Below are 14,405 nucleotides of genomic sequence, written 5' to 3' on the forward strand. Positions count from 1 at the left end.
ACCCATCGCCATCGTTGGATGCGGCGCCATCGGATCGTTCACGGCTGCCCTGCTCTTCCGCGCGGGGGCCCGGCGCCTCACCCTTATTGATCACGAACGGCTACGCCCCGGAAACGTCGTACGACACCTCGCTGGCCTCGAACAGGTTGGCGCCTGGAAGTCAGCCGCGGTCCGAAATTGCCTCGCGGCCATCGACCCGGCGATCGACGCAGTGCGGGCCCGGACAACGGCAATGACCTCGGCCGATGAGGCCAAACTGCTGGTCCAGGACCATCGAATCGTTGTGGACGCGACAGGAAGCGCACGGGCCACGAGCATGCTCGCCTTTGCTGCGAACACCACCAACGTCGACGCGGGCAAGGCGGTAGTGACGGTCTGTGCGCAACGTGACGGAGATGTCGTGCGTGTCGATCGACTTCCGGCACGGGGTGCAGACACCTTCCTCCCCCCGTTGCCTGCTTTCGATGACCAGAACGAGCTGCGAGAAAACGGCTGCGGGAGCCCTGTGTCACGCACTTCGCCGACGGCGGTCGTCGCCGCTGCCGAGCTGGCCTGCTGCGTGGTGCTCGACGAGTTGGCAGGACACTGCGAGCTTCCAACGTCCGTTGCGTTTGTGAGCCGTTCTCAACCAGAGCAGCCGTTCACCCACATCGGGCTGGTGCTCCCGGACCCCTTGTCGCAAGACGAGGTGGTGAAGTGAAACGGTGTCATCTGGAAGCCATCCTCGTTTCCAGCGCTCTGGACGTCATTCGAGCAGCCGCGTCTGCCGCTGGACGCACCGAGACGGGAGGGCTGTTGCTCGGTTGGTGGGAGGGCGACGCCATCGTGGCCCGCTATGCCATCGAGGTGCCAGACCCGGATGCGACATCGTCGTCCTGGACGCGAGCAGATCACCGAGCGCAGGACGCGCTCGACCGGGCGCTCGCGGATTTGGATCACCCCTGGCTCGGTTACGTCGGAGACTGGCACACCCATCCCGCACGCTGCGGCCCAAGCAGCCAGGACGAGCAATCCATTTGTAACGCTTCCCACGGATACAGCCAGCCGCTGCTGTTGCTGGTCCATCGCAATGACGGCACGATCGAAGCGCGCTCTGCCGACCAGGGGCACCTTCGTCCGCTTACAATCCACCACTGGTCTGACGATAGGTGATACGGCGTCAGCATGCGCAGATGCGACTATCGAGGACGCGCCAGCGTGGACGTCTTGCCGAACTTGTTGGCCGGCCGAAAGGGGTGCACGAGCCCTCGTTTGTCTAACGCATACAGGGAATTGGGGAGCGTGTGGCGTCGCAGAGAGTGACTTGGTTGCTACGGTTCCTGACGTCCGCACAGGGGCTGTTGACCATCACAGCATCCGCTGCTGCCGGCCTCGCCGTGGGACTGCTGCCCGACCTTGCGCAAGCAGTGCCCGAGGTGGGAGGACATCTGTGGTGGCTCGCGGTCGTCGCGGTTGCCGCCGTACTGGTTTTCGCCGTATCTGCCACACTGCTCCACGGCAAAGAAGGCGTCGGCATCGTCGTCATCGTGAGTGAACGAGGATGGGATGTCACGCGGCTGCGAGCCTTGCGCGCCGACGCCCTCCAGCGGCACCCCAGCTGCTTTACCGTCAACGTCTCCGAACTGCTTGGAAGCCAACAACAGGATCCCGGCGACGCCCACGACCGTGTTCGCTTTGCACACCGCGTCCTCCAGGCCCGGATCCTGGAGGCGGAGCAGCCGTACGAAAACGTCTCCCTCTACGTCACCGCGCGCCATCATGATGCGTACCGACTGGGCGACCTCCTCCGGGACCAGCGACACACCTCGCTCCGGCTGATGAGGCAGTCCCACGAGGACGGCGTCGGCATCTTCGAGGCTCTCCGCCTACACAGCGGTCTCACTCGCCAGCCTGATGCCAAAGACATGGAGACACTGCGCGACGTACTGATGCGAGACCCGGAGACCGACGGTCCGGAGTGGCAGTCCTTCAGCCCTCCCGACGGAGACACGGCGCGACGGATTGCGCTCATCATGCCAATGGCCGGACACCTTGCTGGCACCCGGGAGAAGGCACTCGCTGCTGCACGCACGGGTCAGCATGACGAGTATCTTCTCCCTGGATCCCCGGCAGGCCGAGAACCTTGTGTCGGAGCTCTGATCTTCGCCACCCGGTCGGGCAACGTCCCTGATCGACGCGACGTCTACGAGGCGCTGGTCCGATATATCCACTACCACTGGAATCTCAGGATGACGGAGATGCTTGCGACACAAGGCACTCCACTGCGTGGCTGGGTCTTCACTGACGGCCCTACCGAGATTGCCCTTACCCTGGGGCACCTGCTGGGACGGCAGGCCGATCTCGTTCCGTGGCGGAGACCTAACGGCTGACAGGAAACAAGCTCTCCAGCGTCGTACGCGTCCCACTGCACGCGCTGGGTGTGGTTGCCCCATGCAGCCACGATCGCCCAATGTCAGGTCGGGAAGCACGAGGTGGCGAGCGGCTCACGCGCGCGATCCGGGTGGGTGTGGACGGATCTCCCTGCTGGCCGCGCGTCGTGACTGAGTGTGGGCGACAATCGCTCCTCCGGGCGTGGTGCTCGGCAGGCACGATGCACGGGGCGGGTCTATGGAGGACGTACGGGAGCTGCTGGCCGAGTACGGTCAGTGTCACAGTGACGAGGTGTCGGAGCGGGACAGGCACCGGCTCCTGGTCAACGTGGTGGCGGCCCTGATCCGTCGGACCGACGCCGAGGCGACGGTGGACTACCAATCGCCCGATGATCCGGCCGTGTTCTTCGAACTCGCCGGACGCGAGTACGCGATCACCGTGACGGCTGCGTCAGGCACCCATGTGACCGAGTCGGCCAGGGCCGCTGTGCAGGCCCTAGATCAGCGGGACCTGCCTCCTGGTGTGAGGTGGGTCTTGGTGTGTGCGAGGACTCCGGGCGGTGTGTTGGACGATGGCCTGCGCACTGTCCTGGGCGCGCGGGGTGTGCTGCTCGACCGGGACCATCTGGAGGCCGCCGTGTGCGCCCTCACCCCGCTCGCGTCGCTGATCCGGTGGGCGTTCCGCCTGCCGCGGACGTCGTACACACCGCTGCATGAACTCCTGCTGCAGGAGCCGGAGGAGCCGGCCCCGGCCTTGTCCCTGCCGACGAGGTCGTCCGGACCGGTCACTGTTCCGGCCCGGACGGAGCCGGGCATCGTGGCCTCCGTAGTCCTGGCGGGGGAGGACTGGCCTCTGTCGCCGAGCGGGCTTGCCTGGGAGTCGACTGAGCGGGCGCTGATCACCACAGAGGTCGGGGTGGCTGAGGTGGATCTGCAGCGTGGCGGGGTGCGGTGGCGGTTGCCGCTGCCAGGTGTGCATGGCGCGGCTGTCGTGCTGCCTGACGGAGCCGTCTGCGTGCCGTGCGGGCCTGCAGTGGTGATGTGGCGCGACGGGGAACTGCGGGCGGTGGGCGGGGGGTTCGAACCGTATGCGAGCCTGCTTCTTGGCCTTGACGCGCGTGTGTGGGTTCTGTCCGGATCTGGGGCGACGTTCGGCGCCCGAACCGGCTCGACTCTTGCCCTTACACGTCTGAGCGATGAGGTCGGCAATCAGCAGCGATTCTCCATCGCCTTCGACGCGGCGGTGAGGTCGGCCGGCTGGCTTGACGGACGGCGCTTCTTCCTCGCCGCCAGCGGGCACAGCGCCGTCGTCGACCTCGCCGTCGGTACGAGCGTCGGTGGGAGGGATGACTGGACGCTGACGCCGGTGTCCCACCCGGGGTACATGGCCTGCACAGGGAGTGACACGGTTCTGGTGGCCGGGCGGGGCGGATCCGGTATCAGCGTGGAACTGCACACCGTCGACGCGGCGGCCCGCAAGAGCGATCCGGTGGCCGTAGTGCAGCTCGGCGAAGTCCTCGGACTTGCCCAGGCGCCGGAGGGCGGGCCCGCTTACCTACTGGGTTCGTTGCCGACGAACGATGTCGACGTCGTCCACCCCGTGCTGGTGAAGATCACCGGCCACACTACTGCCGTCTCCTGCGCGATCGAGGAGGAACTCGTGCCGGTTCCCGCTGCTGATCCGTACGCCGCGGTACGCCAGCAGGCCCGCGGCGATCGCGGCGACTACGCGCTGGAGAAGTTCCCGATGCCGGGAGGCGAGGGCGGTATGGGGATCGTCCACCAGGCCGTCCACAAGCCGACGGGCACCGTCGTCGCGTTCAAGAAGCCGAGGTCGCTGCGCGAGCAGCTGACCGCACGGATGCTGCGCGAGATCGAGGTCGCCCGGGCCCTCGGCGGCAACCGCCACGTCATGCCGGTCCTCGACTCCAGCCCGCGGGCCGAGTGGTTCGTCATGCCGCTGGCCCAGGACACCGCCGAACGCCTCCAGCCTCAGCTGCAGTACGACAGCCAGGAGCTGCGCGCCCTGGTGGACGCGGTCGCGGCGGCCCTGGCCGATGCCCACTGCCTGGACTACCTGCACCGGGATATCAAGCCCGCCAACATCCTGTACCTCGACGGACGTTGGGTCCTCGGCGACTGGGGCATTGTGCGCCGCCCCCGCGGCCAGACGACCAACCCCAAGCGCACCGGCACCACCATCGGCACCGCCGAGTTCGGGGCCCCAGAACTGTCCGTCGACCCCCACAACGCGACACCCTCCAGCGATATCTTCAGCCTGGGGAAAGTCATCGGCTGGCTGCTGACGGGCACCGACCCCGAGGCGAACGTGCCTTTGCTGCCGCCACCGGGCCCCTGGCGCAGCGTCGTGAGGCAGTGCACGTACCGGGATCCGCTCCAGCGTCCGCAGACCATCGCCGAGTTCTTCGACCTGGTGGAGCGGGAGACCTCGCCTCACATCGACCTGCCGATCGCACGCGCCCAGCAACTCGTGACGGCCGCCCAGGGAGGGGAAACCAACGCCGCCAGCCAGCTGCTCGCGCTGGCTGCCGACCACGGTGACGACTACGAGCTCTATCTGGACGTCCTGCCGGGCCTGGAAATGGACCTCACCGGGCCGCTCCTCCTGGCCAACCCCGAACGGGCCCTCACACTGATCCAGGCGATGACCGGGCACGTCAATGGCGACGGTACCGACTGGCCGCACTACAACGAATCGAAGAGAGCAATCGCGTGGCTGCGCGGTGTCGCCCGCTACGCGGCCCAGGAAGAGGAGTGGGATCTGCTGGAGGAAGCGGCCCGAGGTATGTGCACCTGGGACGCGGCCTCCAACGAGTGGGACCAGCACGACGCCATCCGCGACTGGCTGCGCCGACTACGCGGGCAGGCCGCTCAGATTCTCGCCTCCGTTTTGCGTGAATTCCCCGACAGCGCCGGGCACTTCGCCGATTTGACGCGGGAGCGCACCGTGGACATGGCCATCCGCGGCGCCATCAACTCCGCAACCAGTGGCTGACCACACCCCGCCCGGCGAGCAGTTCCGTCGTACGCCCCCGTAATGGGTGGACAGGCGCGGACTGTGCGCATCACCAGCAGAGCTTGCACAGCAAGGAGTTCACGAGGGATGCCGGGCAGCACGAGCACAGCCATACCCATGCAACAAAAAACAGAGGTGATCGGCTAGTCGCAGCCCCGTCCTGGGGTAGGAAGCCACCAGCTACAGACAGCCAGCCCCGCCGACTGTGTCGTCGGCCCCGAACGTCTGGAGAGCGTGTTCGTGATCCGCCGGGCGCCCGCGTAGCCGACTGAGGGGAGAGCGGTGAACTCTTAATTGGTTGACTGTTCGGCTACTCATCAGCTGATCTCAGGCGGGCTGCCTGGTGAGTTGACTGTACGCCGACTGGGTGTCAACAGGGGTGCTAGCCTGCGGCGATGAGCAGCCCAACCATCGGCCTGGTGCCGGTGCACATTGGCCAGCCTGAGCCCGGCTCCGAAGAGGAGCAGGGGCTGCTGCTCCGTAGGGAGCAGGCTCTGAACCGGATGGGCCCGCCAGAGCCGCTGCGTGTCCCCGGTGACGTGCCCTGGGAGCAGCACGGCCTCGTGCCGCGATGGTGGGGCATGGAGAGCAGCGACTGTCCGGCGGCTGTGGAGCCGGGCTTCTTCTCCGGGCAGGGCCATGATGAGTTCCAGCGCTTCCTCGGCGGTGTACGGCAGCGCGGCGAGGTCGCTCTGGTCTTCGCCGTCGTCGGCCACGCGGACGACGACCGTCCGCGTAGCCCGCTGTCGTCGGTGGACGCCTCCGTACGCCTCGGTGACCAGTCCACCAGCGCCGGTGGTCGGCGCCTGCCCAAGGGGATGCGGCCCGAGATCGCGCCGGGCCTGGAGGGTGCTGACCGTGATCTGGCGATCCGGCTGCTGACCCGCCCCGGGGGTGCGCCGTGGTGGAGCCTGAAGTTGTACGGCTCGCAGTCGTACAACGGCGACGGCTCCGGCAGGGTGGAGCACTCCGCTGCGGGCGAGCTGCAACCCATCCTCGTCGACTCGCTCGGGGAGCCGGTGGTCGCGGCCTGGACGTCGCCGGAGGGCGACCAGCGGTGGTATCTCCTCCCCGACCCCACCCGCTGGGAGAGCGTTCTGGGCTGGCTGGTGCACCGGGCACTGCCGGAGTACGTGCCCGCGGCGCTGCGCCGCGCCCGGTCGCCGTTCTTCATCGATCCCGATTTGCAGACCGTCGGTGAGCAGAGCGCCCGCGGCGCGCTGGAGAACCTGGAGGCGCGGTACGCGGCCGAGAAACAGCGCCTGGAGGATGAACTGCGACAAGCCAAGGAAGCGGCGGAGCCGGTGCGGTACGGGCTGCTGTACGGCAGCGGCACCGACCTGGTCCATGCGATCGCGCGGGTACTCACCGAGGCGGGAATGCACACCGTGGACCTGGACGAGGAACTCGGCGGGACGAAGTCAGCCGACCTGCTCGTCGGCGCCGACGGTACGCCATCGCGGCTGGTCGAAGTCAAGGGCGCCTCCGGTCCCGCACAGGAGCATCTCGTCGGGCATCTCCAGCGGCATCTGGAGACCTGGCCCCAGCTACGGCCCGACGAACCGGTCTCCGAAGGCGTACTGATCATCAACCACCAGCACAAGCTGCACCCGTGGGAGCGGACGGCTGCGGTATACGCGCGGCCCGAGTTCGTTGCCTCGCTCGACTCCCTACCGGTGACGGTCATCAGCACAGTGGAGCTGTTCAATTGGTGGCGGGCCGCAGACTGGACGGCGATCCGCACGGCCGTCCTGGGAGACGCGGCCGCGACCGCACAGTCGGCGACACCAGTGAACCCGCGGCAACCGCTATCCCCTAAGCGGCGCCGGTGGTGGAGCGGCGGACGGCACCAGTAGCGGCAGGTGGTGGGGCCACTGGCTTAACTCGTTGCCCGCCATGCAACCCTTCCTGAACCTGCGTCCGGCGGCCTACGCTGACGGGCCAGTGCCGCCGTGATCACGAGGTCGTGAGAAGCCGTGGGAGGAGTGGCCCGGCAGATCCTCGACGTGCTCAGCCTCTGTGGCGAGTACGAGTCGAGGCGATCAAGGAGTTGTACGCGACGGGGAACGCCGAAGCACGGCGGTCGCTGCCGCATTCGCCCGCAGCGCATTCATTGCCAACCAGATGAGCACGGAGATCAAGCAGTGGGCGGAAGCGGTCTAGGCGCTCCTGTGACTACCGATCCCCCGACGTCTGCCGTTCCTCAGGGGACGATTGACAGACTGCGCTTCACCGAAGCCGCCGCGAATCGGCCCTCACCCTCGAAGGTGGTGAGAGTGAGTCCGAACAGGAGCCGGTTCATTTCCTCGCTTGTGAGCCCGAGCTCAGCCGCGATGGCTGAGGGGCGAACTCGCTTCGAACGCAGCGCGGTGAAGACCTTCGTCAAAACCTGCGACGTTTCGCGCTGACCCATGCCCTGCGGTTCGCCGGACCGGTACCCCAAACGGCTCAGCTCGGCGCACGTTGACCTGTACTGCCAGTCGGAGAGCAGACCCAAGTCGTGCATGCGGTAAGTCAGGGCCATGGCGGAAACGTTCCAGATCTGCTTGGCGCGGAGGATCTGATCGACGTGCGCGCCCGACGGCATGTGCCCGAGAACGCTCGCCCGAGGCATCAGGAAGGCGGAGGCGAACTCGTTCGCTTGTCGTTCGGCTTCGGGCCCTGAGCAGGCATGCTCGGTGCCGTGCATGACGAGATGGCCTAGTTCGTGCGCTGCGTCGAATCGTCCTCGCTCAGCTGACTTGAGCGTGTTGAGGAACACGAACGGAACACCGTCGCGCCATACCGCGAATGCGTCGACCTCGGCGTGAGCGGGGTCCAGCGAGAACACCCGAACTCCGTGCGCCTCCAGTAGGTGCACCATGTTGGGTGCCGGCGCTTCGCCCAGGCCCCAGCGGGTGCGGACCATGCCGGCGGCAGTCTCAGGGTCGGGTTTGCCCAGCGACGGCACGTTTGCTGCTGGCAGGCGGAATCTCTCGTCGATCCAGTCGTACAACATTGCGCCCAATGCGCCGGCGGCCCGAGCGGCTTCGAGTATCCGTGCCGACGTCTTACTGCGGGCTCGCCAGGAGATGCCTTCCGCCGGGAGCTCGTCCAGCGCAGGACCTCCGAAGAAGGCAACAGGAAAGTCTAGTGCTGAGGCGATCTTGTGGACGGTGTCAGAACGTGGCGCGGTGCGCCCTGTCTCGTAGTTCGACAGGCTCTGCAGTGACACCCCGGCCCGGTCCGAGAGCTCGGCGAGGGTGAGGCCCCTGCGCTTACGGGCCAGTGTGATGCGGGACGGGGTCACCATGTGGGCTGCCTCAGTTATTGGTGGTGCATGGTGGGGCGACAAGGTTTGCCGCCACACCGATGAGCCTCAGCGGAAGTCGACGGGGATGTCGATCTCTCCCGGCCCATCATCGTTCGTAGGTTCGATTCCGTCCATCATGAGGGCCGGAAGGGGGATCCGCCTGCCCCATTCGATCACGAAGCCGTCCTCGAACTTCTTAGGCTGGGACAGCTCGCAGTCGATCCGCACCGTCTCGCCGATTTTGGTGCGAGAGGACAGCAGGAACCACGTCTTCAGGGCGCATGCTTCTTCTTCACTCAGCGCAACCCCGTCGGGGCCGACGCCGGCTACGAATAGAGCCGTCTGTACGTGCGGGGCGCCCTCGCCGGCATTGGCCCGAGTGACCATGCCGGTTGCGGGTCCGCGTCGACGCGCGTTCTTCGGAAACAGACTTGCCTGCCCCGTGGCCGCGTCGCCGGCCATCACGCCCATCGCGATCGACCGGTCTGCGTTGCAGACAAGTTCGAGGCGGCCGTGGATGAGCCGGGCCCACCCCTCCCGCTCGATGTGCAGCTCGCGGATGGTCCTTACGTGCGCCTCGTAGGCCCGTCGGCCAGCCGTTCCCGTCGGGTCATTTGGGACGGCTGTGCGCCGCGCTGCCTCGCCTGCACGCAGTACGTCGTGCAGGAACTCCAACCGGGTTCCCATACCGCCCAACTGGGCCCGTACGTTGTCGGGTTCAGGGGACGGTGTCGCGAGGGGCAGGGCCAAGGGGACCTCCGAGGGCTGACAGCAGGCTTATAAAGACTGTACCTCACTCGTGGTGGGATTTTTATAAGGTTCGTCGCCGTCCAGTGCAGTCCGGTGCGGCGAGGCCCACCGGAGGAAGAGGTGGGCCCCGATCGCCCACCTTGGCCGGTAAGCGGTCGCCGATCTTCACCGCCATGGGGAAGCGGCATGTGGAGGAAGGGAGTGGCCGATACAAGGTCGGGCCTGGTCCCAAGCTTGGCCAGGCCCGATGTCGACTCATATGAGGTGTGGCAGAGCCATTGCGGGTTCAGCGGCGCTGATGCGAAGTAGCCGCCGGGCCCGACCGTGTGGACGAGCTCCGCGTGCCGAACGTCTGAAGGGGAAGTGCCTTGAGTACGGAGACCAAAAGCGCGCTGCCTACTGTTCTGCAGATGGCCCTCGGCCTAGCGGTCGCGCTGCCTGAATCCCGGAGACATCGTCGGGAATTGGCGCCGTCCTCGCTGTCGCTGGAGGGTTCGCTTGCATCAGGACGATCCCGCAGGTGCAGGTCCTCCTCCCGAGTTGGCTGCGCACGGACGACCAGGGGAGTGGCGGGTGAGAGTGGACGCCACCGGTATCTCCGCCTTGGACGCGACCCTCGTGCAGGGCGGGGCGGTGGCGATCCATCCTCCACCTGTCCGGGAAAGCGGCTGACGACGTCGGCGCCGTTGTCATTCGTACCGCCCACTCTGTGGACGTCGGTGCATCCGTTCCGTCGGCAGAGGTCCCCGACCTCTATGTCGAACGACGCCCCGGGAAGGGGCAGCGACGGTGGTGAGCATCCGCCGTGAATCGGCCTGCTCCCGTGCTTGGCTGGAGGCCCGAACGGACGGCGGCCAGGGTCTTCGTCGTCGGTCGTGTCGGTCAGGTGCCGCTTCCACCGCTCTTGAGTTGGTCGACGAGCTGCGCGGCTTGGCGCACGCAACCGCCAGCATCCCTGTTGATCTCGGTACCGCTGAAGGAGATGATCCTCCAGCCGTTCAGCTGGAGTTCGCGCTGGCGCGCGCGGTCTCGGGTGAAGACTTCGGGGCTGGAGTGGTAGGCGTAGCCGTCGAGTTCGATGCCGATCTTCTGGGCAGGTAGAGCAAAGTCGAGGCGGTACCGGCCGTTGAAAACTGGATGTTGCGATCTGAGGCCGTTCAGCTCCGGCGGCGCCATCTGCAGATATGCGCGCCAAAATGCTTCCTCGATGGGGGATTCGAGGTTGGGTAGAAAGTCCACGACCTGTTTGAGAGCCTCGTGAGGCGTGCTTGCAGTGAGCGTGCTGGTGGCACAGGAGAAAGCGAACCAGAACTCGTTGGTGGGGCTGTCAGGTAGCTGCCAGCCGCGCTTGCTGGCCAACTCGCAAGTGCCGGGTATCTCGGGGGCCGCGACGATGACCTGCTTGCCGCGGCCTTTGGCGTATCCGATCTCGACGAGAGTTCCGTAGGCGGTGGGGTCGTTGAGCCAGGCGAACACGATATCTGCGGCGTCGATGGCTGCAAGGCACATCTCCCGTACCTGGGGGCGCAGGGGGAGGCCGAGGCCCGCGTAGCTACCGCAGGCCAGGGCGCCGTCTTCTCCGCATCCATGGGTTCCTGGGCCGTGGCCGCAGCCGTGGTCGTCGCTGGCGAAGTACGGTCCGACGTAGTCGAAGGTGTCGAGAACACCCTTCTTGATGACAGGCCACGGTCGGGGAGGATCCCCTTCGTCGTTCTCCCAGACTGCCCACGCTGTGCGGAGATCCCACCCCATCAGGTCATGGCGCCAGTCGTTCTTGTTGATCTTTCCGGCTAGGTAGATCGATGTCACGCAGTCCTCCCCCGTGCCCCCTCGGACCTGGATAGGCATCATGCCGCAGATCATTGGTCGGCAGTGCCCGCCCAAGTAGGTCACCCGCACCACGGTGATGCGACCACCTCACGGTCGAGGTCAGTCGATTGGGAACACGCCCACGGGCGCGACAGTGCGGCACGAGCCAGGACGTTGAGTAACTACTTGCGCTCCCATGTCATGAGGATGACCCCATGCCGCCTCTACAGACATGTACGGCCCACGCCCTGGAACCACTGGGCATAACGAGGGCCACTGATCGGAGGAGGTTGGTCGGTGAAGGTTGCCGGCGAGTTGTTGTCCATTGCCGTCGTTCTGGTCCCGGCTATGAAGGGCTGGGTGGACAGTGTTGCCTACCGCAACCGGGCTCAGGGCAGGGCCGCCTTGATCCGGGCACGGCGTGGGGATGGGAGCGGACAGTGCGGCGAGGAGCCGGGCAAGAAGCGGGGGAGGCGCCGTGGCTGAGTGGTCAGTGGGTTCTGCGGAGACCTTGGACGCCGTGTACCGGGACCATCGGGCCAAGATGACCGGCCTCGCGCGTCGACTGCTGGCTGAGGAAGGAGTGCCCGAGTCTGTCCTTGGCGCCGAGGACATCGTGCAGTCCGCGTTCGCCAAGGCGCTTCGCGTCCCCCAGGCGATCCGCGAGCCTCGCGCCTATCTGTATGCAGTGATCCGCAACGATGTGCGCACCGCTAGTCGGCAGAACCGGTGGAGAGTAGAGCCAGCTGCGGTAGGGGCAGGACAGGCGCCTGCGACTGAGGAGATCCACGTTGCGGACTTCAGTGAGTTGGTCGCAAATCGCGTGGCTGTGTACAAGGCGTTGTACGACCTTCCTCCACAACAGCGCACGGCAGTGTGGGCGACCAAGGCTATGGACTACACACAGGCCGAGACGGCAGCGGTCATGCAGAAGAGGCCGGGAACGATCGCCACTCACGTTGTGCGCGCGGTGGCGGCCCTCCGAGTTCACCTTGCCGCATTGCTCGTAGCGGTCGCTACTACGCTGTGTGTGGTGGGTAGCGATCGCATCCTGCGTGCTGTGCCAGCTGCAGGTAGGCAGAGTGATGGAACGCACCACGCTCTCACCGCAGAGGGGTGGATCTACGGCGTATGCCAAACGGCGGTGTGGTTGCTGGTACTCGGCATCGGTAGTCGGTCTGTTAGAAACTGGCTGCGGCGCCGACGCGACCCTGATGAGACAGGCACATTCGCCCGAAAGCCATGGACACCCCGGTTCCGTTCGGCGCTCTCCGATCTTCGGTACGACATGATCGAGTGGTTGTCCTCCCTGGTTTCTCGCAGAGATCCGGTTCAGGACTACTCGTCAAGCGGTGTCGAGGGGACGCGTACGTATTTGCCGGAGGCTGAGCCGTACGGACAACGGCGACGGCGACGATGAAAGGGCTGTTCAGCCTGCCTTCTTGCGTGAGCGATGCGTGAGCGGACGCAGCCGCACTGGTCATCACGGAGGAGACCATGCAGCGAGCCACACCTGTCCTGAGCAGGCGGTTCCGGACACCGAATCAGCGTCCGGAACCACCCAGCAAGATCCCGCCCGGACTTGTAATGCGTAGGTCGTCGGTTCGAATCCGACAGGGGGCTCGGGCAAGGTCCAGGTCGGACACCATCTGACCTGGACCTTTTTGCATTCCTTGACCTTATTCTTGTTGGCGCGTCAGCCCAGAGGGCCTGCTGTGCGTCTCCCGGTGGCCGACCGGTGGCCAAACGTGCAGTCGGCGTGCAGTGGTGGTGTCCACGGGCGCGCTGGGCGCGTGCGGGTTGGCGATCTGGCGTTGTTGTATCCCTACAAGTCGTTGCCCGGCGGCGTCACTTGTAAGGGCCTCGGTCAGGTCGGCTGATCCTTGGACTCCCTCCCTGAGCAGGCGCTCCTGCATACCTGCTGCGCCCGCTACGCAGATCCCGAAGGGTTCGACATGCCCGGACTGATCCCCCAGGTCTACCTCCACCACGCCCCCTACACACGCAGCCATCGGTGCCGGTCATGACGACTGGACAGCCGCTCGATGAAGGTTGGGGTCAAGACCATGGAGATGCGGGTGTGCCGTCCGGATCCAGACCGTCCGGCCACCGCTGGATGAATGCAGCCCGTCGGACTTCACTGGCGTCTGCGGCTTGCCGGAAGAGGACTTCGGCGCGGTCCTCGTCTCCGGACGCTTCTCGCTTCTGCGCCAGCTCGACCAGAACATCACCGTCCCCTGCGTCGGCCGCCTGCCGAGCGAGCCCTTCGGCCCGTTCGTGGTTCCCGGCCTGCTCTCGCCGCCGGGCCAGTTCGGCTAAGGCACCGCTGCCTCCGGCATCGGCGGCCAGCCGCGCCAGCGCCTCAGCGCGCTCATGGTCGCCCGCCGCCTCCTGTATTCGCGCCAGCTCGACTGCGGGGCGGTAGTTGGCCACGGCCGCGGACTGCCGAGCAAGGGCCTCAGCTGCGTCGTGATCTCCCGCCACCTCCAGCAGCCTTGCTACGTCAGCCAAGGCCTGGCTGGAGCCGAGGTCGGCGAGGGTCCTGAAAACCTTCTCCGCCCGCTGGTGATCTCCTGCCACCTCCCGCCGGTCCGCGAATGCGGCCAGGACACCGGGGTTTCCCCCGTGGGCGGCGTGGCGCGCCAATTCCTCGGCGCGCTCGTACTCCCCGGCCCGCTCCCGCACCTGCACCAGATAGTTCACGGCAAGTAGATTTCCGGCGTCGGCGGCGTGCCGCGCCAAGTCCTCAGCGTGCTCGTACTCCCCGGCCAGCTCCCGTGCCTGCACCAGCTCGACCAGGACGCTGCTGTTTCCGGCGTCGGCGGCGCGCCGCGCCAAGTCCTCTGCCAGCCGGTGGTCCGAGGCTTCTTCTCGTCTCCGTGCGACGCTGACCAGGATGCTGGGGTTGCCGGCGTCGGCGGCCAGCAGGGCCAGTTCCTCGGCCCGTTCGTACTCCCCGGCCCGCTCCCGCTTCCGCGCCAGATCAGCCACGGGACCGTTGCACCCGCAACTGACGGCCTTCCGTGCCAGTTCCTCGGCCTGCTGGCGGAGTCCGGCATCCTCTCGCGTGTACATCAGAACCCACAGAATGCTTGAGTCTCCGGCGGCGGCAGTCAGGAGTGCAAGTTCCTCGGCGCGCTCATACTCC

Annotated in this window: 10 protein-coding genes; 6 read left to right on the plus strand and 4 right to left on the minus strand. The window is 66.5% G+C overall.

The window, feature by feature from the left end; genetic code table 11:
- The 5 genes from SPR02S_RS58615 to SPR02S_RS53920 all read left to right on the plus strand — a co-directional run.
- Positions 1 to 700, plus strand: a 700-nt coding sequence (locus SPR02S_RS58615; RefSeq protein WP_019065352.1) for a ThiF family adenylyltransferase, incomplete at its 5' end; no start/stop codon positions are given.
- Entirely contained in the window at positions 697 to 1,152 is a 456-nt protein-coding gene (locus tag SPR02S_RS61570; protein WP_158698033.1) for a Mov34/MPN/PAD-1 family protein, read from the plus strand. The genes SPR02S_RS58615 and SPR02S_RS61570, both read left to right, overlap by 4 nt.
- A 131-nt stretch (positions 1,153 to 1,283) precedes the next feature.
- On the plus strand, positions 1,284 to 2,369 hold the full coding sequence (locus SPR02S_RS63770) for a hypothetical protein (RefSeq protein ID WP_158698034.1): 1,086 nt from the start codon (positions 1,284 to 1,286) through the stop codon (positions 2,367 to 2,369).
- A 238-nt stretch (positions 2,370 to 2,607) separates the two neighbouring features.
- Positions 2,608 to 5,385 carry a protein kinase domain-containing protein gene (locus tag SPR02S_RS59470; protein ID WP_052347229.1) on the plus strand — a complete coding sequence of 926 codons (2,778 nt, stop codon included), beginning with the start codon at positions 2,608 to 2,610 and terminating at the stop codon, positions 5,383 to 5,385.
- 416 nt (positions 5,386 to 5,801) lie between these two features.
- A complete protein-coding gene (locus SPR02S_RS53920; RefSeq protein ID WP_026151740.1) occupies positions 5,802 to 7,262 on the plus strand; it encodes a hypothetical protein in 1,461 nt (486 codons plus the stop codon).
- Between the two features lie 347 nt (positions 7,263 to 7,609).
- On the opposite strand, the gene SPR02S_RS53925 is transcribed toward SPR02S_RS53920, so the two are convergent.
- From SPR02S_RS53925 to SPR02S_RS58625, 3 genes are all read right to left on the minus strand, one after another.
- Positions 7,610 to 8,698 (minus strand): helix-turn-helix domain-containing protein, encoded by a 1,089-nt coding sequence (locus SPR02S_RS53925; RefSeq protein WP_019065355.1) that lies wholly within the window; start codon positions 8,696 to 8,698, stop codon positions 7,610 to 7,612.
- A gap of 66 nt (positions 8,699 to 8,764) precedes the next feature.
- The gene (locus tag SPR02S_RS53930; RefSeq protein ID WP_245607796.1) at positions 8,765 to 9,373 is read right to left on the minus strand and encodes a hypothetical protein; all 609 of its coding nucleotides are present in this window, start codon (positions 9,371 to 9,373) and stop codon (positions 8,765 to 8,767) included.
- A gap of 957 nt (positions 9,374 to 10,330) precedes the next feature.
- Complete coding sequence (locus SPR02S_RS58625) at positions 10,331 to 11,257, minus strand: PDDEXK-like endonuclease domain-containing protein (RefSeq protein ID WP_019065357.1); 927 nt, start codon at positions 11,255 to 11,257, stop codon at positions 10,331 to 10,333.
- A gap of 427 nt (positions 11,258 to 11,684) precedes the next feature.
- On the opposite strand from SPR02S_RS58625, the gene SPR02S_RS66430 reads away from it, so the two are divergent.
- Positions 11,685 to 12,677 (plus strand): RNA polymerase sigma factor, encoded by a 993-nt coding sequence (locus tag SPR02S_RS66430; RefSeq protein WP_373283459.1) that lies wholly within the window; start codon positions 11,685 to 11,687, stop codon positions 12,675 to 12,677.
- A 638-nt stretch (positions 12,678 to 13,315) separates the two neighbouring features.
- Here SPR02S_RS66430 and SPR02S_RS58630 read toward each other — a convergent pair.
- Positions 13,316 to 14,405, minus strand: a 1,090-nt coding sequence (locus tag SPR02S_RS58630) for a tetratricopeptide repeat protein (protein WP_019065358.1), incomplete at its 5' end; no start/stop codon positions are given.

The organism is Streptomyces prunicolor NBRC 13075 (genome assembly GCF_000367365.1).
In the GTDB taxonomy this organism is placed as follows: Bacteria; Actinomycetota; Actinomycetes; order Streptomycetales; family Streptomycetaceae; genus Streptomyces; species Streptomyces prunicolor.

Coding starts and splice junctions, on each gene's coding strand:
- SPR02S_RS59470 (WP_052347229.1), top strand. CDS start 2,608: ATGGAGGACGTACGGGAGCTGCTGGCCGAGTACGGTCAGTGTCACAGT.
- SPR02S_RS53920 (WP_026151740.1), top strand. CDS start 5,802: ATGAGCAGCCCAACCATCGGCCTGGTGCCGGTGCACATTGGCCAGCCT.
- SPR02S_RS53925 (WP_019065355.1), bottom strand. CDS start 8,698: ATGGTGACCCCGTCCCGCATCACACTGGCCCGTAAGCGCAGGGGCCTC.
- SPR02S_RS66430 (WP_373283459.1), top strand. CDS start 11,685: ATGGGAGCGGACAGTGCGGCGAGGAGCCGGGCAAGAAGCGGGGGAGGC.